The sequence below is a fragment of the Pedobacter sp. W3I1 genome (genome assembly GCF_030816015.1).
Lineage (GTDB): Bacteria > Bacteroidota > Bacteroidia > Sphingobacteriales > Sphingobacteriaceae > Pedobacter.
In genome coordinates this window covers 3,536,171-3,559,467 of the sequence record NZ_JAUSXN010000001.1, presented here as the reverse complement: position 1 = coordinate 3,559,467, position 23,297 = coordinate 3,536,171, and the positions used below count along the sequence as shown (strand labels likewise).

Sequence of the window (23,297 nt, the reverse complement as noted above, 5' to 3'; positions counted from 1 at the left end):
AACCAATAGCTATCATGTAAGTGATATAGCGAAGCTGTATCCGGTGAGCAAACAAATTTAGAATAGTGTTTAATGGTTAACTGTGTAAAGCGGTTAATTGGTTAATCGGGAAATACAAATTGCAATTAACCGGTTCTAACAGTTTAAAAAAATTAATCAATAAACATAACCCCATCAAAAAAAATGGAATCTACAATTAACATCAGGCCCTCGTTCGCAAAAAAATGGTTTGTGATCTATACTCGTCCCCGCTGGGAGAAAAAAGTCGATCGTATGCTGCAAGAGCAAGGTTTCGAATCTTTTTGCCCTGTTCGTAATGTAGAAAATCAATGGGCCGATAGAAAGAAAGTAGTTAGCCTTCCACTTTTTACCGGGTACGTATTTGTGAAAATAGATGAAAGAGAGGGTTACAAAATCAGGTATACGCTGGGGGTTTTAAACTTCATTAACTACATGGGTAAACCTGCAGTAGTTCGGGATGGTGAGATTGATAAGTTAAAACAGATTATGGATACCTACAATGATGTAGACGTGGTGAGTTTAACCGGTGTTTCGAAAGGAGACCGTGTTCGGATCAGTAATGGTCTTTTCCATAACCAGGAAGGAGAGGTGATCCAGATCCAAGGTAAGTATGTTTTAATGTCATTCGATCATTTAGACTGCGCTTTAGTTACCAGAGTGCCCATAAGCAACCTAACATTAACCGTAAATACGCAACAACATTATGTATAACGCTGAAGATAATCTGAAAATGGCGGTAATCGGCCTTGGCTACGTTGGCTTACCGTTGGCAGTAGAATTTGCTAAAAAATACAAAGTATTTGGCTTTGACATTAACCAGAGCAGGATTGCAGAATTAAAAGCCGGATATGACAATACATTGGAAGTGAATGAAGCTGAATTAAATGAGGTTTTAACGTTCGAATGCACAACTTTAAAAGGCCTGTACTGTACCAATGAAATCGAAAAATTACGCAGCTCGTCGGTTTACATTGTTACAGTGCCAACGCCTGTAGATAAGAACAACAGACCAGATTTAACGCCTTTAATTAAAGCAAGTACGGTTGTAGCTAAAGTTTTAAAGAAAGGTGATATAGTAGTTTATGAATCAACAGTATATCCCGGTGTAACTGAAGACGAATGCGTGCCTATTCTAGAAAAAGGATCTGGTTTAATTTTCAATAAAGATTTTTTTGCTGGTTATTCTCCTGAACGTATTAATCCTGGAGATAAAGAACATACTGTTGCCAATATCTTAAAAATCACATCAGGTTCTACCCCCGAAGCCGCCGAAAAAATAGATGAGCTGTACCGGTCGGTAATTACAGCCGGAACTTATAAAGCTTCATCCATTAAAGTGGCCGAAGCGGCTAAAGTAATTGAAAATGCCCAGCGCGATATCAATATTGCTTTTGTAAACGAATTGGCTATGATTTTTAACCAGATTGGCATCGATACTTCTGAAGTTTTAGCCGCGGCTGGAACCAAATGGAATTTTCTAAATTTTAAACCAGGCTTGGTTGGTGGGCATTGTATTGGTGTAGATCCGTACTATCTGGCCCAAAAAGCACAAGAAGCTGGTTATCATCCTGAAATTATTTTAGCCGGCCGACGTGTAAACGATGGAATGGGTAAATATGTAGCTGATCAGATCATCAAAAAAATGATCGCTAAAAACATCCACATTGTAGGAGCAGAAGTCCTGGTGTTGGGTTTTACATTTAAAGAAAACTGCCCTGATGTACGCAATACCAAAGTAATTGATATTGTAAGACGGTTGGAAGAATATAAAGTTAAAGTAACCATTCATGATCCCTGGGCAAATGCCGATCAGGCCAACCATAACTATGGCATTATCTGCGAAAATGGTTCATCAAAAACCAGAAAGTACGATGGAATTATACTGGCAGTAGCACACGAAGCTTTCAATAATTTAAATATTACAGCATTGCGTAAACCAGCATGTGTGGTGTACGATATCAAAGCGGTATTACCAAAATCAATAGAAACGGTTCGATTGTAAGGTCATGAATTTAACATATAAAGCGCGATCGGGCATTATATGGTCGATTGGACAGCAGTTTAGTGTTAAATTCATAAGCCTGTTCGTTACCATCATATTGGCCCGCTTGTTAAGCCCTGCAGAATTTGGCTTAATCGCAATGCTCTCTATTTTTATTGCTGTAGGCAATTCGTTAATGGATAGCGGATTAACATCGTCACTAATCCGGACAAGGACCGCAGGACAAAAGGATTTTTCTACTATATTTTTTTTTAACCTGTTCGGAAGCATCATCGTGTATGGTGTTTTGTTCTTTGCAGCACCGCTAATTGCTAGTTTTTACAGGCAGCCCTTGCTTACCAATATTGTCAGGGTTTATGGATTAACTTTTTTAATTAATGCCTTTTTCAGCATCCAAAGTACTTTATTAACGAAGGAAATGAAATTTAAACTGCAAACGGTAATTCAAATACCTGCAGTAATATTGGGTGGTTGTTTAGGTATTTACCTTGCAAAAAATGGTTATGGAACCTGGAGTCTGGTTTGGATGAGTTTGCTCAGCGCGAGTATTTCTACCGTATTGCATTGGTTTTATTCAGATTGGCGGCCACGATTGATTTTTAATAAAAAAAGTTTCAGAAAGCATTTTCATTTTGGCTATAAGATGACGCTTTCTGGTTTGTTGGATACCATCTATCAAAATCTATATACCGTAATTATAGGTCGCTTTTATGCTGCAGCCCAATTGGGGTTTTATGCCAGGGCAGATAGTTTAAGTCAATTGCCTATAGGTATTATTTCTACAGCAATTAGTAAGGTAACCTATCCTATGTTTTCGAACATCAGCAATGACGATGCAAAACTTAAAATGGTTTACCGAAGGTTAATGCAGCAGGTATTGTTTTGGAATGCGCCCATCCTGATATTTTTGGCGCTTATTGCTCAACCTTTAATCTCCTTGCTCTTAACCGATAAATGGCTGCCTTCTGTACCTTATTTTCAGATTTTATGTATTGCAGGTATCCTATATCCCGTACATGCATATAACCTGAACATTTTAAAAGTTAAGGGTCATAGCGGGCAGTTTTTGAAATTAGAAATTATAAAAAAGGTGCTTAGTGTAATCGGAATTATATGTGTAATTCCATTTGGCATTATGGGGCTGCTATATTTTCAACTCTTCTTTACTGGTTTTGCTTACTATATCAATTCAACATATAGCGGTAAATTAATCAATTACCCACTTAAAGAACAGCTTCAAGATATCTTACCTATTTTAATGTTATCTAGCCTGTTAGGTATTGCTTGCTATTACCTTGATGCATGGTGTTTAGCACATTATCACCTCAACAATGTTTTCCGCATTATTGGCATAAGCATTATCTATGGCAGTTTTTACCTCGGTATAAGTAGCAGCATCAAACTAGCTGCCCTCGTTGATTTTAAACAATTAATTCTCAAACAATGATACCTGTAACTAAACCCTTTTTGCCAAAACAGGCAGATTTTAAAAGCTATGTAAGTAGCATTTGGGCCAGACAGTGGCTCACCAATAATGGTCCGTTAGTAAATGAGCTGGAGTTAAAGTTACAGCAATACTTAGGGCTACCACATTTGTTATATGTAACCAATGGTACTATCGCATTACAACTGGCCATACAGGCTTTAGAAGTTAAAGGTGAAATTATTACCACACCATTTTCTTTTGTAGCAACCACCAGCAGTATTATTTGGCAAGGCTGTAAACCTGTTTTTGTTGATATTAATGAAGATACACTCAATATAGATCCTAATAAAATTGAAGCAGCGATTACGCCCAATACCTCTGCAATTTTAGCTACGCATGTTTTTGGAAACCCCTGCGATATCGAAGCGATAGATCGCATTGCAAAAAAACATCGATTAAAAGTAATTTACGATGCCGCTCATTGTTTTGGTACAAAATATAAAGGCAAATCTATTTTCGCTTATGGCGATATAAGTACAACAAGTTTCCATGCTACAAAACTCTTTCATACCATTGAAGGTGGGGCTGTTTTTACTCAAGATCCTGAAATTTTAAAGCGAATGGCGCTGATGCGTAATTTCGGTTATAGTGGGGTAGATACTTTTTCAGAGGTCGGCACCAATGCTAAAAACTCCGAATTTCACGCCGCAATGGGCCTTTGCAATTTAAAGCATATCGATCAGATTTTAAGTAAACGCAAAGAACTATCACTGCATTACGAAATGCGGCTGAATAAAATTGAGGCCCAGTTTCAAGTTATTCAAGGCGATACGGAATTTAATTACGCTTACTATCCTGTAATATTCCGATCAGAAGAAATTATGCTCGATTGCATGAAACAGTTAGAACTCGTTCAGGTGTATTGCAGACGATATTTTTATCCTTCTTTATCGGCCTTGCCATATATCGACAAGGTAAATATGCCAATCTGCGATTCTATTTCAAGACGCATTATGTGTTTACCACTTTACCATACCTTAACCAGTGCCGATCAGGATTTAGTGGTCAGGATTATTTTGAGAACGCAGAATTACCGCAAAAAACAAGTGCTTAAACTTGCCGATTATGGCACGTTGGTTAATGGCAGTATAGGCATGGTAGTTAATGGCAATTAAGAGCAGCTTCTATTATGAAACAAGACGATACAGATGTAATGGTTAGCATTTTTTGCATCACTTATAACCACAGTAAATTTATTGCGAAAGCCCTGGATGGATTTCTGATGCAGAAATGCAATTTCAAAACAGAAATTATTATTGGCGATGATTGTTCTACCGATGGAACCACAGAGATTATTGACGAATATGTTGCCAGGTATCCTGGTAAAATTAAGCGCTTAAAAGCACCTCAGAATATCGGCGCGACGAAAAACGTTATTCGCGTGGCCTTAGAAACCAGAGGGAAATATGTGGCCACTTGCGATGGTGACGATTATTGGACAGACCCATACAAGCTGCAAAAACAGGTTGATTTTTTAGAAAACAATCCTGATTACGTAATGTGTTGCCATTATACTCGGGAAATTAATTCAGATGATACTGAGCTGATTTACATGGATTTTAGCCCGGTTCCTTTACAGTATAGCTTTAACGATCTGATTGTAAATAAACAAGCCGAAACATGTACAGCAACTATTGTTTATCGCAATATCGACGCCATTCGAAACCTTTACAAAAATGACTGGCTTTTAAAATGTTATGCCTGCGATAAGATATTGAAACTTTACTGCACCTGGGTAACAGGTAAAAAAGTATATGTTTTGCCAGAAGTAATGAGCTGTTACAGGCGTCATCCCGGTGGTATCTGGAGTCCGGTGTCTTATGTTCCATTAAAAAAAATGCAACTGAGCGATTTCTATATTATTATTAAAATTTTCACTTATACCGGTTTGCAAAAAGCTAAGCTTTTGTACTTCTACTTTAGAAAATACTTCTTCTTCGAAGTGAAATATAAAACATTTAGAAACGCCTTCCAGACCATTAAAACGATTGTAAACTAATTCGAAATGGCTACTAAATTATGCTTCGTAATCAACAGTTTAGAAGGTGGTGGTGCTGAGCGGGTAATTAGCAATCTGGCTAATCACTTTAGCGATAAAAATTGCAGCGTTACCATGATTTGTCTCAACACGGCTAAAGTTAGGTATGAAATAAATAAAAAAGTTAAAATCATAAACCTGGTGGAGCGAAAAGGTCATCAAACTCTTTTAAACAGGCTTAAATATGCTTACCTAACTTTTTACCGGTTACTTTCTGTATTAAAGAAAGAAAAACCAGTTTGTACCATTTGTTTTATGACATCTGCAAATATTTGGGCTGGTTTATGTTGTGTGATTTTAGGTTTGCCCTACCTGGTTTCGGAGAGAACTGCGCCGGTTTATACATTACATCAATACAATAAATTGTTGAAGTGGGTTGTGTTTCATATTTATAGGAAATCAAAAGCCATTGTTTTGCCCGCATTTGAGATGTTTAAAGGATTTAAAAGAATTAAACAGTTCGAAAAGCTGCACAATTTTAAGACCATACACAATCCAATCCATCACTTTTCTCATTCAAACGCAGCCGCCGTTAATAGTAAAAGATTTATACTCTCTGTCGGAAGATTATGTCACGAGAAAGGCTTCGACAACCTTATTGAAGCCTATAGTAAACTGGAATTGACTGATGTTGATCTTTTAATCTCCGGAGAAGGACCGGATAGAGGAAGTCTCGAAAAACAGATTGCCGATTTAAATCTCAAAGATAAAGTTAAGCTGATTGGTTTTAAATCTAATCTGCAGGATTATTATGCACAAGCTGAGGTTTTTGTGCTTTCTTCAAGGGGTGAAGGTTATCCTAATGTGCTGGTAGAAGCAATGGGAATGGGCTGTGCCTGTGTAGCAATGGACTGTGAATTCGGCCCTTCAGAGATTATCAAACACGGAATTAACGGACTTCTGGTTGCTAAAGAAGATATAGCAGGACTTTCATTGTCTATTGATAAAATACTTAATAACAGATATTTAAGAAGTGAATTTTCAGAAAAAGCAAAATCAATCAATGAAACAAATTCTATTGAACGCATTTCTGCCAACTGGGAGCAACTCATCATGTCATGATTAAAAAAATAATGTTTCTCTTTTTGTTGTTCGCCTACGTTTACGCAACAACATTCAATATCTTCATGACTGGGGTTTTCAGAATTCCGGCACCCATGGTTTTCCTGGCTCCGTTAATTTATTTCTACCGCACAGAAGAAACATCTTTTCTATACGGCAAAGAGTTATTTATTTTCTTTATTGCTGCCCTGTTTTTCTATGTCATAGGTCAGGCAGATGTTACCGGTTTTTTTGCCCTATTAATTGTTGCGGGCTGTTTTGCCTTGTTATTCAACTATGTTATTGGCACTAATTTAAAGCGAATGAACATCGCTGTCGGATTTTTCTTCGGCCTGTTATTGCTTTCCGGAATTATTATGTTTATCGATCATGAGTACAATATGGCGCCTATACGTTCGCTTTTAGTGCAGGAAGACGTATTGCAGGCGCCAGCAGGTATATCGACCACTATTTTTACTTTCGGCTACCAGATGGCTGCTTTAACACCATTTCTAGTGATTAACGCCATACTATTTAAAAGAAGCTGGCTAATTAACCTTCTCTTATTTGGATTATCGCTCTCCCTTATTTTCTTCGGCATGCAAAGATCGGTTTTGGTGGCTTTTGCGGTTGTAACCGGATTGTTTTTCTTAAGCTATTATAAAGCCAAATCAATTTTAATATTTGGTGTGTTTTGCGCCATATTTTTTATTGCGCAAGGCTCAATTGAACAATTTTCTGAAGGTAAAAAGCAACAAAATATTTTAAATAAGAGTGCTGAAAATGCGAAGGGTAAAGAAGAACGCGGCGATTTGATGGGAGAGAACATCCAAATTATAACCGAGTATCCTTTTGGACTATTGTTTTATGGAAAAACCTGGAATGATGTAGTACAGCACAACTTTGTTTATAAAAAAGGACCTATTGTAATTACCTCTCATAATGCCTATTTAATGTTTATTACTTATTTGGGGCCTTTGCTGGGCTTTATTTTACTTGTTTTATTATACCGAAAAGTCGGGAAGATTATTTTTTATGCTTTTCTACATATTAAAGATAAGAAGAATGCACTCCTGGTCTGTTTAAGCTGTTCTTTTCTGGCTATATCCATCAACTCATTTTTTCATAACGAATGGCTTCTGGCTACAAGCGGCCCCACGTTGTTTCTTTACTTTGCCATTCTACAACTCTCCAAAATCAAAATGGAAGATCCCATTCTGGTTAAATCCAATTAACAGTTCAGGTTATCCTACCTACAGGTTATTAATTCTCACAATTAAATTGACGAATATGAACATTCCATTTTCACCACCGTTTATCGATCAATCTGTGGTTGATCAGGTATTAGATACTCTTAATAATAAGTGGATCACAACTGGGCCTAAAGTGAAAGCCCTTGAGCAAGAAATTAAAAGTTTCACCGGAACGAAAGAAGTGGTATGCGTTAACTCCTGGACATCTGGCGCTATTTTAATGTTAAAGTGGTTTGGTATTAAAGCCGGTGATGAAGTAATTATTCCAGCTTATACTTACAGCGCTACAGCCTTAGCGGTTCTTCATTGTGGCGCTATACCCGTTATGGTTGATATACTGGATGATTTTAACATCGATCCGGATAGGGTAAAGGCCGCCATTACGACTAAAACAAAAGCCATCATTGCAGTGGATATTGCCGGCTGGCCTTGCGATTATACCGCATTAAAAGCGCTTATTACCGACCCAAAAGTGCAGAAAAAGTTTAAGTGCGGATCAGAAAAACAATCGCTGCTAAAAAGAATCCTGTTAATTTCTGATGCAGCCCATTCAATTGGTAGTTTATTTCACGATAAACCAGCTGCTCAAAAATGTGATGTAACTATATTTTCTTTTCATGCTGTGAAAAATATTACAACAGCAGAAGGTGGTGCGATATGCTTAAATCTTCCGTACCCATTCGATTCAGAGGCAGAATACAGCTATTTAAAAATGTACACGCTTAATGGACAAAATAAAGATGCACTTTCCAAATCAAGAGGCGGGGGTTGGCGTTATGATATTTTATTCCAGGGATTAAAAATCAATATGCCCGATATATGTGCTGCTATTGGCCTGGCGCAGATCAGAAAATATAATCAAGAACTTTTACCTCAACGGAAAAAAATTGCCCTTCAATATTGCGCTGGCTTTCAGCACGAGGATTGGTTTATTGCCCCGCCTTTGGTGAGTACACAGAGAGAATCCTGCTATCATCTTTTTCCGATGCGGGTTAAAGGGCTAACTGAAGAACAAAGAGATCAGGTTATTGATGACCTGGCGTCTTTGGGTATTGCAAGTAATGTTCACTTCATTCCAATGCCAATGCTTACTCTATTTAAAAATCTGGGCTATAAAATTGAAGATTACCCAATGGCTTATCAGAATTATGCAAATGAAATTTCACTTCCTATTTATCCACAATTAACGGAAACAGAGGTAGAGTTCATTATCAATTCGGTGATCAGCTGTGTGAGTATACAATTGAATAACCGCATTAAAACTATAGAGGAAACTTTTATTGTACATAAACAAATGGCAGTAGCATCATGAAAAAGAATAAAAAAAGAGTGTTCGACGTGGTATTCGCAAGTTTATGCCTAATTCTTTTCAGCCCACTTTTAATCCTGATTGCGATTTTGGTTAAACTCGATTCTAAGGGGCCTATCTTCTTTAAACAGATCAGGGTAGGGCGAAATATGAAAGATTTTCACCTGGTAAAATTTAGAACCATGTGCGTAGTCCAGAGTAGCCATAGCTTGCTCACCATCGGGAATCACGACAACCGAATTACCAGGGTTGGTTATTGGCTAAGGAAATACAAATTAGATGAACTGCCACAGCTTTTAAACGTTTTAAAAGGGCAAATGAGTTTTGTAGGCCCGAGGCCGGAAGTTCGAAAATATGTAAACCTCTATAATGATGAACAGCGTTATGTTTTATCGGTTAAGCCTGGCATTACCGATTGGGCTTCTGTAGAGTTTTGTAATGAAAACGAACTTCTTAAACATGCTGAAGACCCTGAAACTTATTATGTGGAGCGCATTATTCCGGCAAAAATAAAACAGAATATGAGGTATATCAACCATAACGATATCCTAACCGATTTCAAAATTATTTGGTTAACGATTAATAGAATTGTCATCAACTAAAACAGCATGTACGCTTCACAAAACACTATTAAAGAAGAAGTTAATATTAAAAAGAAGGTTTTCTTTGTACTTAGCTCATTAACTTCGGGCGGCTCAGAACGTGTATTCTGGAACCTGGCCCAGGGATTTAACAAAGATAAGTTTGATGTTACCATTGTGATTTTAGATTCAACGGTGAATTGTTTCTCGATGGATTTAGCTAGTGTTCGTTTTATAGATCTAAAAACGAAAAAAGCATCTAAATCTTTTTTTGCGCTTTACAACTTGCTAAAAAAGGAAGCGCCTCATACCGTTTTTTCCACTACCGATCATATCAATATTTTAGTATCGATGGTTGGGCGCTTTTTGAAAATTCCAATGCTTATTGCAAGGGCTTCCAATATCCCGCACGAACAAAGATTGTTTGCAGGATTTAAATCGAGATTTTATGAACTTTTTGCCAGCGCAAGTTACAGGGGTTACAAACAGATCGTTTGCCAGTCGGAAGAAATGAAACAATCATTGATCAATACCTATAATGTCAATCAAGAACTGATTAAGGTGATTGCCAATCCAGTATTGAAAACCAATAAGTTAAAGGAGGTTAAAATACCTGATAAAATTTATAGGTTATTAGTTGTGGCCCGGTTTGCACTAGAAAAAGGCTTAGACAGACTGGTTGATATTATGGCGCATTTGCCAGAAAATTATCACCTCGATTTTGTGGGAACAGGCGTACTAAAAGAGCAGATTAACGCCAAAATTAAGAACCTCCGGCTAGATCACAGGCTTAAAATTTTAGGGGAGATTAAAAACATCCATGAGGTAATGGTTCAGCACGATTTAATGGTACTCAGCTCTTACACTGAAGGTTTCCCCAATGTGGTTTTAGAAGCGCTTACCGTAGGCTTGCCGGTGGTAACTTTTAAAGTGAGCGGAATCCCGGGGTTAATTATCGATGGCTTTAACGGTTTTGTTTTAGAGCAGGATGATTTAGCAGGCTTTAGGCGGCGAATTATCCAGGCCTGCACCCAAGGCCAATGGAACCCGGCAGAGATTAGGCGAAATGTATATCAGAAATGTGCACTGGATAAAATCAGCGCCCAATACGAAGAATTAATCAATTAACAACCTAAAATATTATCCTTATGTGTGGAATATACGGCACAACCATACCTTACTCAAATGGAACTATCCGAGAGAAAATGGCTAGAATCAGTTTTCGGGGTCCAGATTATACTGGCATTCAACGTTACGATCAGGTTATTTTTGCACACAATAGATTGGCCATCATCGATCTCGATGCCCGCTCCAATCAACCGTTTTCATATATGCACCTCCATATTGTTTTTAACGGCGAAATATACAATTACAAAGACATTAGAAAGGATCTGGAAAGGAAAAACTACCCGTTTAACACTAGCTCCGATACCGAAGTAATATGCGCGGCTTATCTGGAATATGGTGCCGATTGCTTAACCCGCTTTAATGGGATGTTTGCTTTTGTGATTTATGATACCCATAAAAATGAACTGTTTGGTGCCAGAGACCGCTTTGGTAAAAAACCTTTTTATTATGCACACGATCATCTTTCATTCGAATTTGCAAGTCAGCCATCACAAATTAATATAGACAGGAGTCTTAGTGTTAACGAGGAAGCCATTAATCAATATTTGATTTGGGGTTATGTGCCAGAGCCTCAGTCTATTTATGCAGAGGTAAAGCAATTGCCTGCTGCTAACTATTTTAAATACGATCTTAAATCTCATCAGCTTAAAATTACCGAATACTGGACTTTGGATTATGGCTGGAAGAACAAGTTTGAAGGTAGTTATGAAGAAGCTAAAGAAGCTTTATCACTCATTTTGGCCGATGCGGTTAAAATCAGGATGAATGCCGATGTACCATTGGGCGTATTTTTATCTGGTGGTATAGATTCATCGTTAATTGCAGCTTTGGCCACAAAAGAAATCGACCATGTTAAAACGTTCTCCATAAAATTTAACGAGAAAGGTTTCGATGAAAGTGCCTATGCCAATCAGGTTGCGAAACACTTGGGCACCGAGCATTATACTATTGAGTGTAATTACAATGATGGTATTGAGTTAATTGAAAACTTTAACCGCTTTTATGATGAGCCTTTCGCCGATTCGAGTGCGATACCCACCATGTTACTCAGTAAAAATACCAGGAAATATGTAACTGTTGCGCTGAGTGGAGATGCAGGCGATGAGGCTTTTTTAGGTTATCACCGTTATAAATGGATTAAACAGGTAAACAATTTGTTTTATGCGCCACATGGCGTTAGAAAAGTATTGGCAGGCTTAATTAACCAATCGCCAAGTTACCGCCATAAATTAATTGCCATGGGCATTTCTATGGAAGACGTAGAAAAACTATATGTGAAGATGTTTGGCAATATGGAAAACTCGTGGGTAAAACAACCCGATTTGGCTAAATATAACCCATTGATGCATATTTTAACCAATCCATCTAAACCTTTGTTAGAACGTATTTCTGATTTTGATATCAAAACTTATTTAAATGGCGATATCAATACGAAGGTAGACCGCGCATCAATGGCCTTTTCGCTGGAATCGCGCTCTCCTTTAATGGATTATCGGGTAATGGAATTTTCGCGAAGCCTGCCCACAGCATTTAAATATACCAAGGGAAACCAAAAACGGATATTAAAAGATTTATTGTTCGATCATGTTCCTGCCCATATGTTCAATCGGCCAAAGGCTGGCTTTACTATGCCGTTTCAACATTGGTTTAGGAATGAGCTAAAAGATTATGTGATGGATAATTTATCTGCCGATAATCTGAAAAACATTCCTGGCATTCACCTAAAAAGAACACAGGAAATTATTAAAGAGCATATGACTGGAAAGTGGAACAGGTATCCACAGATCTGGAAATTGCTGGTACTCTCTCAATGGTTAATTAAAAATAAATCAACGGCAAATACAGCTTCATTAGTAGCATAATAGGATGAATGCAACAATTAATCTCTTTAATAAAATATTCTCTGCTGATAAATGGAACATTGGTTTTGTTTATCAAACGCCTGAAGAGCTGATCAGCACAAAAAAGCTTAGCACGGCTATAAACTGGTTGCAGGAAGATACCATCGATTACGCAGCTGATCCTTTTGTGGTGAGTGTAAATAATGCACCAAGAATCTACTACGAAGAACTGGATTTTTGGAAAGGGAAGGGCGAGATTATGATGATTGATGGATTTGACTTTAAAAACAAGAAGAAAGTGCAGGGCATTAAGCCAGATGCGATCCATTTATCTTATCCTTATCTTATTGAAGAAAATGGTTGTTTATACTGCATTCCAGAAACATCAGAAGCGAAAGAAATATCACTTTATCAGGTTGATCAGGAGCATCCGGATCAATTAACCAAAATAAAAGTGCTGGTTAGCGGAAAAGCTTTTGTAGATAGTTCGATTATTTATCACGAAAATAAATATTGGCTTTTTACCAGTGTATCCGGAGATCATCATCACCTGTATATTTATCATTCAAAAACTTTAAATGGCCAATACACCGGGCATTATCAGAACCCCATCCCTGTAGAAAAAGAACTTAGCAGGGCTGCAGGAAGTTTATTTAAAGTTGGTAAATCGCTGTACCGGCCAACACAAAACCCCATCAACCGCTACGGAGGTTCAATTATCATTAACGAAATTGAAATACTCAGTGAAAAAGAATTTATAACCACCAATAAATTCGAAATATTACCAGATAAACCCTACAGTAAAGGGCTCCATAACATCAGTTTCGCTAATAACATTATTGTAATAGATGGCAAGCGGAAAGTATTGAGCCTGATGATGCCGTTCAAAAAAATTGTTAGAAATCTTAAGAAAAGATAATTACCATTCCAAATGAATACACCAGCACAAAGAATGATTTTCATTTCGTTAACCGATGCTCCTAATGGTGCTGAAAATGTGCTGCTGATGATGGCGACCGCTGTTAAAGGCGAAATATACTTTTTAAAGAAACATGCTTTTACAGGACTTAAAATTTCGGAAGGCATTGTTAAAAGATACTTATCCAAGAAAACAATTTTTTTGGGTTTTATAAAATTGATACCGCTACTCAGAAAATATAAAAAGGATGATGTGGTCATGAGCACACACCCGTATTTAAATGCTTTTTTGGGTTTTTTGAAACGTATAGGTTATCTCAGGTCTAAATTAATTGTACGCGAATGCACTTCTGTTTTTACCCGTTTTATCGGAATTAAAAAACGCATTTATCAAATCATTTACCGCATGGGTTATCCGGCTGTAGATTTAGTGGTTTGCCAAACAGCCTTAATGAAAATACAGCTGCTTGATCATAATAGATTTTTATCAAAGCAAAATATATTGGTTCAACCCAATCCCATCGATTTTAATAAGATTATTGCTAAATCTGCCCAGCCTTTAATTAATGGCGACGCCAAACTAGATTTTATTTGCTCCGCAGGAAGGTTGATCCCGGAAAAAGGATTTCCGGTTTTGATTAAAGCTTTTAAAATGATTCAGCAAGATTATCCTAAACTGAAATTGCTGTTGCTTGGAGAAGGAAAAGAAAGACAATCATTAACCAATATTATTCAGGAAAATAATTTAAGCGATTCGGTTTTTTTAAAGGGACAGGTAGATAATCCGGCTCCTTATTTTAAACAGGCAAAACTTTGCGTGGTATCTTCCATAAAAGAAGGTTTTCCGAATGTGCTGTTAGAAATGATGTCGGTAAACAATGTAGTAGTATCTACACTTTGCGCAGGGGGCATCAGCGAAATTCCGGCTATTGCCAAAGTTGAAGTAAACAATGTAGCAGCCCTTGCCGAGGCGATGGGCAAAAAATTAAAGCAAAACCAACATCAAAATTCTGAAACTGCGATGCAGTATTTATATAGCCGCAGGCCGGAAATATTTGCACAATCTATTTTAAACGCTTTACAGCACTCAAACTAATCCGAAAATATAACAAACCATTGCCGCATTTTTTGATGGGATGCTTTGCTGTATTCTTAAAAACGAACAAACGAGCCTTTTTCGGGGCCATTCTTAACTGTTTCTCAAACTTAAATTTTATGAAAATTTTAATTACCGGTACAGCCGGATTTATTGGTTTCCATTTGGCAAAACGCTTATTGGAAAGAGGAGATGTTGTTGTGGGCATTGATAACATCAACGATTATTATGATGTGAACCTAAAACATGCCCGCTTGGCCCAAACTGGTATTAACCATGCCAATTTGGTTTATGGTGTTCCTCAGGTAAGTGATAGATATGAAAATTATACTTTCATAAAATTAGATATCTGCGATAAAGAAAGTTTAGAAAATTGTTTTAAAACCTATCAGTTCGATGCGGTTTGCAATTTGGCTGCTCAGGCAGGTGTAAGATACAGTTTAACTAATCCGGAAGCCTACATTGAAGCAAACATTAAAGGATTTTTAAATATCCTGGAGTGTAGCCGTCATTTCCAAATTGGTCATTTATTATATGCCAGCTCTTCGAGTGTTTACGGATTAAATAAAAAAATGCCATTTTCTGCACACGATAATGTAGATCATCCGGTTTCATTATACGCTGCATCTAAAAAAAGCAACGAATTAATGGCACATGCTTATAGCCATTTATTTAATTTACCAACCACTGGTTTACGTTTCTTTACAGTTTACGGTCCCTGGGGCCGCCCGGATATGGCCTTATTCTTGTTTACAAAAGCAATTTTAGAAGGTAAACCCATTGAAGTTTTTAATAACGGGGAAATGAAAAGAGATTTTACCTATGTAGATGATATTGTTGAAGGTATTGTAAGAGTTTTTGATCAACCAGCACAGGCAAATCCAAACTGGAATAATCAAAACCCCGATCCAGCTACATCTGCAGCACCTTTTGCCGTGTTTAACATTGGGAGAGGGGCACCGGTTAACTTGTTGGATTTTGTAGAAGAAATTGAAAAAGAAACGGGATTAACTGCGCAAAAAATATTTATGCCCATGCAAGATGGCGATGTAGCAGAAACATCAGCAGATATAGATGATTTAAAAAACTTATTAAATTATGAACCCGCTGTTTCTGTACAAAAAGGTGTAAAGAATTTTGTAAACTGGTTTACAGCATTTTACCATCCTAATTTACAGCTGGTTCCTAAAACAGTTGGAGTTGTAATTTAGTTTGTCATGACTGTGTAAACTAGATGTATTATAAATTTTATTAAACTGAATTATTAAACTGTCAATTTACTATCTGTAAGCAATTGGTTTACAGTATCAATAATAACAAATATTAAGCCTATTATTTAATTATCAGCGTTTTAACTGCATTTTCTTAAGTATACTCATTTATCGCATATAGCGTTAAGTTGTAAATTTAAAAAATAGAAAATGCAGAGAATGACAAAATTGTTTAAAAAAGTGAGTTTAATTGGTTTAATATTATCAACAATTATCTTCTTTAGTAATTGTAAAAAAAGTGTGAAGGCCGATGACGCCTTGACTGACAGTACCGAATTGTTTTCAGGCGATTCAGCATCAGTATTAGCAGCTACAAGTGGCAGTACTGGTCAATTAAGCCTTTCCGGATTAAAATCTGAAGGAGGTTATGCATATAAAATTTCACAATCAATTTCTGGTGGTGACAATTCTACCTCAAAAGAACAATCAATTTTACGATTATTTGAAAACGGAGTAGAAATAGGTCCTGCCCATAGTATACACGATGATATCAGGAATTTAGGTAAAGGCAGGTTTAGCCATTGGGGTACTACGGTAATATTTTCAGCATCTGACAATACCGACCCAAGAACTAATGGCCGTTCTTATACTTATTTAATGGGCGGTACAAGTGCTGCTTTACTACCGGCAGAAACTGTAACTCCTCCTCCTACAAATACAACTATCAATGCAGCCTTAGCAGGTTATGCTTTGGTAAATGGTAAAACAACAGGCGGCCAGGGTGGTGTTGAAACTACAGTAACCACACTTGACCAGTTAAAAGCAGCTGTTGGTGATAACATTACACGTACTATTTATGTGAGCGGTACCATTAAAGGCGCTGGTAAAGATATTGTATATGTAAAATCAAACAAATCTATTATTGGCAGATCTGGTGCTGTTATTGAAGGTGTGAATTTATTTATTTATACCGTAAGCAACATTATCATCCAGAACATTACCTTTAAAAATTACGTAGAGCAGGCAGCCGTGCAAATTAAAGATGCTGCTCACCACGTATGGGTAGATCACTGCGATTTCTCTACAGACCGTAGTCATGGTTGGGAATATTGGGGTAAAGATATTACCATTACCAGAGAATCTGATTACGTAACTGTTTCATGGAGTAAATTTCACGATACCAACCTATCAGTATTAATTAGTGGCGGTATCGAAGGTCACGAAGCTGATAGAGGTAAACTGCACGTAACCATGCACCATAACATGTGGTACAACATTACAGAGAGAGAGCCTTCAATGAACTATGGCAGCGTGCACATGTTTAATAACTATCACCTTAACAATGCTGGTTACTCTATTGGTACAAGAGCAGGTGGTATAGTGAGAACAGATAATGAGTATTTCTCAAATTGTGTTAAACCATTAACTACAAAAGTGGCAAGTGATCCGGAAGGATATTTTAGCGGCATTACCACCAACATTTACGATAAATGTGGTGCAAACAATATAACGACGGCAGTTTCTACCTGGGTTCCAGAGTATGATTACAAATCATTCCTTAACGATGCAGCGAGTGTACCTGCTATTGTTACGGCAAATGCTGGTGCCAGGTAGGTAAACCAAAACCTTCATATTTTTTCTGCAATAAGCCACCTGGATAGGTGGCTTTGCAGTTTAAATTAAAATTTTGACATGATGAATAATATAACCAGGAAAAAGATCTTTATCGTTTGCGACTCTTCCAGATCTCTGCTCGATTTTAGAGGGAAGCTAATCGAAAAGATGCAGCAACATAATCAGGTTTATGTGTTTACGCCAAAAATTGAACAAGAATCGGTTCGAAGTAAACTAAAAGAACTAAATGTGATTACCTACGAAAGTAAATTAGACGGTAGTAATGTTTCTATCTTATCCGATTTAAGGTTTATTTTTTCGCTGTATAAACTCATCAGGCAAATAAAACCCGATATTTTTTTTCCTTACACCTTTAAGCCTGTTATTTATGGCTCTTTCTTAGCTAAAATATGTAAGGTTAAATTAATTGCCCCAATGCTTACCGGTTTGGGTTATAACTTTACCGATAATTCTTCCAGTAATAAACTAATTGTTAAAATAACGAGGCTTTTATTAAAACTGAGTCTGAAGCCCAATCCACATTTAAATATTATTTTTCAGAACAAAGATGATTCTCAACGTTTAATCGACCTGAAGATCCTGAATAAAAAACACCAGGTTTATGTGGTCAACGGATCGGGTGTAGATTTAAGTCACTATCACTATTCCAAACCCAGTATCTCGCCCATAACTTTTTTAATGGTATCGAGGCTCATCAATGCAAAAGGCATTAAAGAATATTACGATGCCGCTAAATTGATCAAACAACGGTTTCCACAAGCCGTTTTTAAACTGATTGGGCCCTATGATCCTAACATTGATGCCATAGCGCCTGATCTATATCAAAAAATTGCCAACGGAGATACCATTCAATACATGGGGCAGGTTGATGATGTGCGGCCCGATATTGAGCGAGCCTCGGTAATGGTGCTTCCTTCTTATTATGGAGAAGGCGTTCCGCGCTGTGTGCTTGAAGGAATGGCCATAGGTAGGGCTGTGATTACCTGCGATTCTGTAGGATGTCGGGAAACCATTAATAAAGACCCAGAGCAAGCCAACGGATTTCTTATTCCGGTTAAAGATGCAAGCGCACTAGCCAATAAAATGGAATATTTTATGAATAACAGTGATGCTATTATTGCTTTTGGAAACAAAGGACATGAATTTGCAAAAACAAAATTTGATGTGAATATCGTTAATGCAGAACTCTTTAAGATTATGCATTTACAGGCTTAACCACCCTTTGCATCAATAACTAACCAAATAAATAAACTAAACCTAAAATTGTGAACAATACATTTATTTACAAACGGGCCACTTTAGCCGACTTTAGGGAAGCTATTGATGAATATGGATGGGTTGTCTATGAAAAGGCAATCAATCAGAAATTAATTTCAGAAATAACGACTGGTTTCGAAACTTCCTATCTTTTAAGAAGAGAAATACAGGTTTTAAATGGAATTGATGAAAATATGGAGGGAACATTACATCATTTGCTTGAGAAAGATAATTTCGCTATCGAGCTTTTGAGTAAGTTGTACTGTCACAGAGAAATCCGTGATTTTTTGGGTGGAAATTATATTCTTAATGGAATAAATGGCGTAATTAATACCAAAAAAACCAAGTCTTATATCCAGGATATCCATCGCGATGTACGTACGTTTTCTTCTGAATCTAAATTTATGATCCAGATGATTATCGTGCTTGATGATTTTACCATATTTAATGGGGCCACGCACTTTTTATCGGGCTCTCATAAATTGGATATCAAACCCGAAGAAAAGCATTTTAAAGCTTTCGCTAAACAAGCGATTACCAAAAAAGGAAGTATTATACTATTTGATTCCAATATCTGGCATGCAGGAGGCATCAATTTCACCCGTAAGCAACGCAGAGCTCTAACCTTAGGTTTTACTAAACCTTATATTAAACAACAATTCGATTATCCGAGATTTTTGGGGTATGAATTCGGCGAAAAAATAGATGACGATTTAAGGCAGATTATTGGTTATAATGCCAGGGTACCAGCCAGTTTACAGGAATATTATAAACCTGTAGAAAGCAGGATGTATAAAACAGATCAAGGGTAGAAGATAATGCTATGGAAAGAGAAACGCACTCACCTAAAACTATTGGTGGCTACATACCGCTCGAGTTATCAAAAGGAGCGCTTTATTACCCTGATTTAATTGCACTTAATACAGGCAGAAATGCGTTGGAGTATGTGTTAAGGATAAGAAAGTACACCACCATATATCTTCCATACTATACCTGCGAGGTTTTGCTGGAACCGCTCAAAAAACTAAATATACATTATCGCTTTTACCATATTGACGAAGATTTAGATCCGGTTATAGATTTTGAGATAGGCGAACGTTGCTGCCTGCTTTATACCAATTACTTTGGCCTTAAAACGGAAACCGTTAAAAAGTTAGCCAAAGAAATCAAGAATCTGATTATAGATAATGCACAAGCTTTTTTTTGCAAGCCAATAAACAATTGCGACACCTTCTACTCGTGCCGGAAATTTTTCGGCGTACCCGATGGTGCTTATCTTAATATCTCTACAACATTGGGTCTAAATTTAAAACAGGATCAATCAATAGACCGGTTCTCTCATCTGATTAAAAGTATTGATATTAATATAGAAGAGGGTTATACTGATTATATAGAAAACAACAAACAGCTGTGCAATAACGAAATAAAAAAGATGTCGGTATTAACAGAAACCATTCTTTCGGGTATTGATTACGATAAGTGCGCCGATAGGAGAAGAAAGAACTTTGCTTACCTGGATGAGCACTTAGGGCAGGAAAATATCTTGAGGTTAAACTTTTCAGGAGAAGATGTACCGATGGTTTACCCGTTTTTGGTAGAAGATCCATCTGTAAAACAGCAACTCATCAATCAAAAAATATTTGTGGCTACCTATTGGCCTAATGTTTACGAATGGGCCCATATTGATAGTTATGAATACTTTCTGGCTAAGCATCTTGTTTCATTACCAATCGATCATCGCTACAACATAGCCGACATGAAAGTAATTGTTAAAGCTTTAAAACCGTTCATATGAATACTCAAATTTACTTAAGGCCGCTAGAATTAAAAGATGCTAATGTGTCTTATAAATGGAGAAACGACCCTGAAGTATGGTCGTACACCAAATTTGTATTAAGGGACCCCATTACAGTCGAAATTGAAAAACAATGGCTTTTAAATAAGCTGGATCTGTCCAACGAAAAACGCTTTGCTATCTGCGTAAAAAACACGAATGAATATATAGGCAACATTCAGCTACTCGATATTGACAATGAGAGTGCAGAATTTCACCTCTTTATTGGCGAAAAGAAATATTGGGGAAAGGGTATAGGTTATAACGCTTCTTTAATGTTATTAAAATATGCCTTTTATAACCTTAATCTTAAACACATCTTTTTAGAAGTACATTCAGATAACCTGGCTGCGTATTCTATTTATAAAAAAGTAGGTTTTCAACGTGTTTCGCAACAGGCTGATTTTATAAAAATGGTAATTAATTCTTCTGTTTTACTTACCGCAAATTGACCTATTTACTTTAAATCTACCCTAATTTAATAGCTCAAAAATGAGAAAGATTATTACAATTGATGATAAACAAGAATGGTCTGCTTATGTAAAGCGTGCTCTACAGTACGATTTTTATCACACCTGGTATTACCACTCTTTAGATAAAAGCGGTTTGCCCATATTGTTTGTGTACGAAGAAGGCGAAAATTACATTGCCTTCCCACTTTTAAAGAGAAATATCCCTGGTTCCGATTTTTTTGATTTTACATCGGTTTATGGATATACCGGCCCCATTTCAAACATGGATTTTAATGCGCTGGATGATGCTTTTATGGAACGCTTTAAAAGCACATTCATCACTTTTCTGGAAACCGGACAAAACGTAACTGTTTTTTCCAGATTACATCCGTTTTTTAATCAAGAGCGGTTAATGAAGAAGTTTTCTGGGCTACACGCCAATGGAAAAACAGTTGCAATTGATTTAACCACAACCATTGAGAGCCAACGGGCGGGTTACCGGAAAAGCGTAAAGGAAAAAATCAGACGTTTACGAAAGCGGGATTATGAAGTCAGAATTTCAACCGATATTAATGACGCGAGTATATTTTCTGAAATATATACTGAGAATATGATTCGCATAGGCGCAAAAGACCATTACTTATTTAATAATGCCTATTTCGTTGCGCTACTTTCTTCTGATGAATTTGATAGCAAACTTTTTTTGGTGTATAAAGATGGTATTGCCATATCGGGCGCCATTGTAGTTTGTACAAAAGAAATTATGCAGGTGCATCTTTTAGCTACCAAAACCACCTATCTGTTCGAATCTCCCGCTAAATTATTAACTGATGAAATTACTGTAATTGGCAGGCAATTAGGATATAAATATTTTAACCTGGGCGGTGGCGTTAATTTTAAAGAAGATAATCTTTTCGGCTGGAAGATGGGTTTCTCTAATTTATGCTTCGAATTTAATAGCTGGCGGTATATTGCCAATAACGAATTATACAATACACTTTTAAGCGAAAGATCGCTTGATCCTTTTTCAAATGTTGACTTTTTTCCACTCTACCGTAGTCCTGTAATTGCTTCGTAATTAATTAATATTTCTTTTTATAATGGATATGCTGATTGAAAATAATGCTAGAGGCACTACTTTGCAATTAACTTTACAACAAAAGAATGATTGGATAAAGTATATTAGTCTGGCTGCCGATTATGATTTTTATCATACCTGGCACTACCATGCTATGGCAACCAATGGGAGGCCCATTTTATTTGTGTATTGCGAAGCCCAAAATTTTATCGCCATACCTTTATTGGAACGTGCAATCCAGGATACACCATATTACGATCTGCATTGTGTTTACGGTTATTCAGGCCCGGTTTCTAACCTGAAATTTGCGGAGATGAGCGATAATTTGAAAGAAAATTATCTATCTGCATTTTTAGCATTCTTACAGAAAGGTAGCTACGTTTCTGTTTTTTCCAGGCTTCATCCTTTTTTCGATCAAAATATACTGTTACAAAAAGCCGATGGTATATATGAAAATGGAAAAACAATAGCTATTAACTTACAACAAAGTTTAGAAGAACAGCGGAAACAATATCGGCAAACAACAAGAGATAGCATAAAGAAGTGTAGAAGGTTTGGTTATGTTGCTCTAGAAGCTACTTTACAGAAAGATATTGCCGCATTCACAAAGCTCTATCAGTCTAATATGAACCGCATCAGTGCGACAGATTTTTATCTTTTTACTGAAGAGTACTTTACTAAGCTGGTTAAGTCAACAGAATTCGATTGCAAGCTAATCTTGGTTTATTCAAACGAGGATATTGTTTGCGGCAGTATCATTATATGCACTAAAGGCATTATTCAAGGCCACTTAATTGCGACTAGTATCAATTATCTTAAAAATTCTCCAGCTAAATTTTTGGTCGATGAAATTAGTGAGCTTGGGCGCAAATGGAAAATGAAATACTATCATTTAGGTGGTGGGCTTGGTTTTAAAGAAGATTCGCTTTTTGAATGGAAACTTGGTTTTTCGAATATGGTTTTAGACTATTACACTTGGCGTTTTATTGCCAATAAGGCTGTTTACAATCAGTTAGTAGAAAAATCGGGTAACCAAATACATGCAGATGCAGATTTTTTCCCTCTTTATAGAATGGTGCCGCAATAAACTTTACACAAATATTTAATGATTCTCAA

General features: G+C 36.8%; 21 protein-coding genes. All 21 read left to right on the top strand.

Translation table 11 applies throughout. The features are described from left to right. Positions 1-183 precede the first annotated feature (183 nt). Complete coding sequence (locus tag QF042_RS14755) at positions 184-732, top strand: UpxY family transcription antiterminator (protein ID WP_307529663.1); 549 nt, start codon at positions 184-186, stop codon at positions 730-732. Further along, positions 725-2,023: a nucleotide sugar dehydrogenase gene (locus QF042_RS14750; RefSeq protein WP_307529660.1), complete on the top strand. Its 1,299-nt coding sequence runs from the start codon at positions 725-727 to the stop codon at positions 2,021-2,023. Before QF042_RS14755 ends, QF042_RS14750 begins: the two co-directional genes overlap by 8 nt. Positions 2,024-2,027: 4 nt before the next feature. Next, positions 2,028-3,470, top strand: coding sequence for a lipopolysaccharide biosynthesis protein (locus QF042_RS14745; RefSeq protein WP_307529658.1), 1,443 nt, complete (start codon positions 2,028-2,030; stop codon positions 3,468-3,470). Then, positions 3,467-4,624 (top strand): DegT/DnrJ/EryC1/StrS aminotransferase family protein, encoded by a 1,158-nt coding sequence (locus QF042_RS14740; protein WP_307529656.1) that lies wholly within the window; start codon positions 3,467-3,469, stop codon positions 4,622-4,624. The genes QF042_RS14745 and QF042_RS14740 overlap by 4 nt, the downstream gene beginning before the upstream one ends. 14 nt (positions 4,625-4,638) lie before the next feature. Beyond that, positions 4,639-5,508: a glycosyltransferase gene (locus QF042_RS14735; RefSeq protein WP_307529654.1), complete on the top strand. Its 870-nt coding sequence runs from the start codon at positions 4,639-4,641 to the stop codon at positions 5,506-5,508. A 6-nt stretch (positions 5,509-5,514) separates the two neighbouring features. Beyond that, complete coding sequence (locus tag QF042_RS14730) at positions 5,515-6,609, top strand: glycosyltransferase family 4 protein (RefSeq protein WP_307529652.1); 1,095 nt, start codon at positions 5,515-5,517, stop codon at positions 6,607-6,609. Next, positions 6,606-7,823: an O-antigen ligase family protein gene (locus tag QF042_RS14725; protein WP_307529650.1), complete on the top strand. Its 1,218-nt coding sequence runs from the start codon at positions 6,606-6,608 to the stop codon at positions 7,821-7,823. Before QF042_RS14730 ends, QF042_RS14725 begins: the two co-directional genes overlap by 4 nt. A 55-nt stretch (positions 7,824-7,878) precedes the next feature. Then, entirely contained in the window at positions 7,879-9,153 is a 1,275-nt protein-coding gene (locus tag QF042_RS14720; RefSeq protein WP_307529648.1) for a DegT/DnrJ/EryC1/StrS aminotransferase family protein, read from the top strand. Further along, the gene (locus tag QF042_RS14715; RefSeq protein WP_307529646.1) at positions 9,150-9,752 is read left to right on the top strand and encodes a sugar transferase; all 603 of its coding nucleotides are present in this window, start codon (positions 9,150-9,152) and stop codon (positions 9,750-9,752) included. The genes QF042_RS14720 and QF042_RS14715 overlap by 4 nt, the downstream gene beginning before the upstream one ends. Positions 9,753-9,758: 6 nt before the next feature. Next, positions 9,759-10,859: a glycosyltransferase gene (locus tag QF042_RS14710; protein WP_307529644.1), complete on the top strand. Its 1,101-nt coding sequence runs from the start codon at positions 9,759-9,761 to the stop codon at positions 10,857-10,859. Between the two features lie 20 nt (positions 10,860-10,879). Further along, positions 10,880-12,721, top strand: a complete 1,842-nt coding sequence (asnB, locus tag QF042_RS14705; RefSeq protein ID WP_307529641.1) for an asparagine synthase (glutamine-hydrolyzing) — start codon at positions 10,880-10,882, stop codon at positions 12,719-12,721. A 4-nt stretch (positions 12,722-12,725) separates the two neighbouring features. Then, positions 12,726-13,619 carry a hypothetical protein gene (locus QF042_RS14700; RefSeq protein WP_307529640.1) on the top strand — a complete coding sequence of 298 codons (894 nt, stop codon included), beginning with the start codon at positions 12,726-12,728 and terminating at the stop codon, positions 13,617-13,619. A gap of 12 nt (positions 13,620-13,631) precedes the next feature. Then, the gene (locus tag QF042_RS14695; RefSeq protein ID WP_307529638.1) at positions 13,632-14,714 is read left to right on the top strand and encodes a glycosyltransferase; all 1,083 of its coding nucleotides are present in this window, start codon (positions 13,632-13,634) and stop codon (positions 14,712-14,714) included. Positions 14,715-14,833: 119 nt separating this feature from the next. After that, the gene (locus tag QF042_RS14690) at positions 14,834-15,925 is read left to right on the top strand and encodes an NAD-dependent epimerase (RefSeq protein ID WP_307529635.1); all 1,092 of its coding nucleotides are present in this window, start codon (positions 14,834-14,836) and stop codon (positions 15,923-15,925) included. A gap of 210 nt (positions 15,926-16,135) precedes the next feature. Next, positions 16,136-17,539 (top strand): polysaccharide lyase family 1 protein, encoded by a 1,404-nt coding sequence (locus tag QF042_RS14685; protein WP_307529633.1) that lies wholly within the window; start codon positions 16,136-16,138, stop codon positions 17,537-17,539. A 78-nt stretch (positions 17,540-17,617) separates the two neighbouring features. Beyond that, positions 17,618-18,775, top strand: coding sequence for a glycosyltransferase family 4 protein (locus tag QF042_RS14680; RefSeq protein WP_307529631.1), 1,158 nt, complete (start codon positions 17,618-17,620; stop codon positions 18,773-18,775). Positions 18,776-18,825: 50 nt separating this feature from the next. Then, the gene (locus tag QF042_RS14675; RefSeq protein ID WP_307529630.1) at positions 18,826-19,629 is read left to right on the top strand and encodes a phytanoyl-CoA dioxygenase family protein; all 804 of its coding nucleotides are present in this window, start codon (positions 18,826-18,828) and stop codon (positions 19,627-19,629) included. 11 nt (positions 19,630-19,640) lie between these two features. Next, entirely contained in the window at positions 19,641-20,612 is a 972-nt protein-coding gene (locus tag QF042_RS14670) for a hypothetical protein (protein WP_307529628.1), read from the top strand. After that, positions 20,609-21,103 (top strand): GNAT family N-acetyltransferase, encoded by a 495-nt coding sequence (locus QF042_RS14665; RefSeq protein ID WP_307529626.1) that lies wholly within the window; start codon positions 20,609-20,611, stop codon positions 21,101-21,103. Before QF042_RS14670 ends, QF042_RS14665 begins: the two co-directional genes overlap by 4 nt. Positions 21,104-21,143: 40 nt before the next feature. After that, complete coding sequence (locus tag QF042_RS14660; RefSeq protein ID WP_307529624.1) at positions 21,144-22,181, top strand: GNAT family N-acetyltransferase; 1,038 nt, start codon at positions 21,144-21,146, stop codon at positions 22,179-22,181. Positions 22,182-22,209: 28 nt separating this feature from the next. Next, complete coding sequence (locus tag QF042_RS14655) at positions 22,210-23,268, top strand: GNAT family N-acetyltransferase (protein ID WP_307529622.1); 1,059 nt, start codon at positions 22,210-22,212, stop codon at positions 23,266-23,268. The last annotated feature ends 29 nt before the right edge of the window (positions 23,269-23,297 follow it).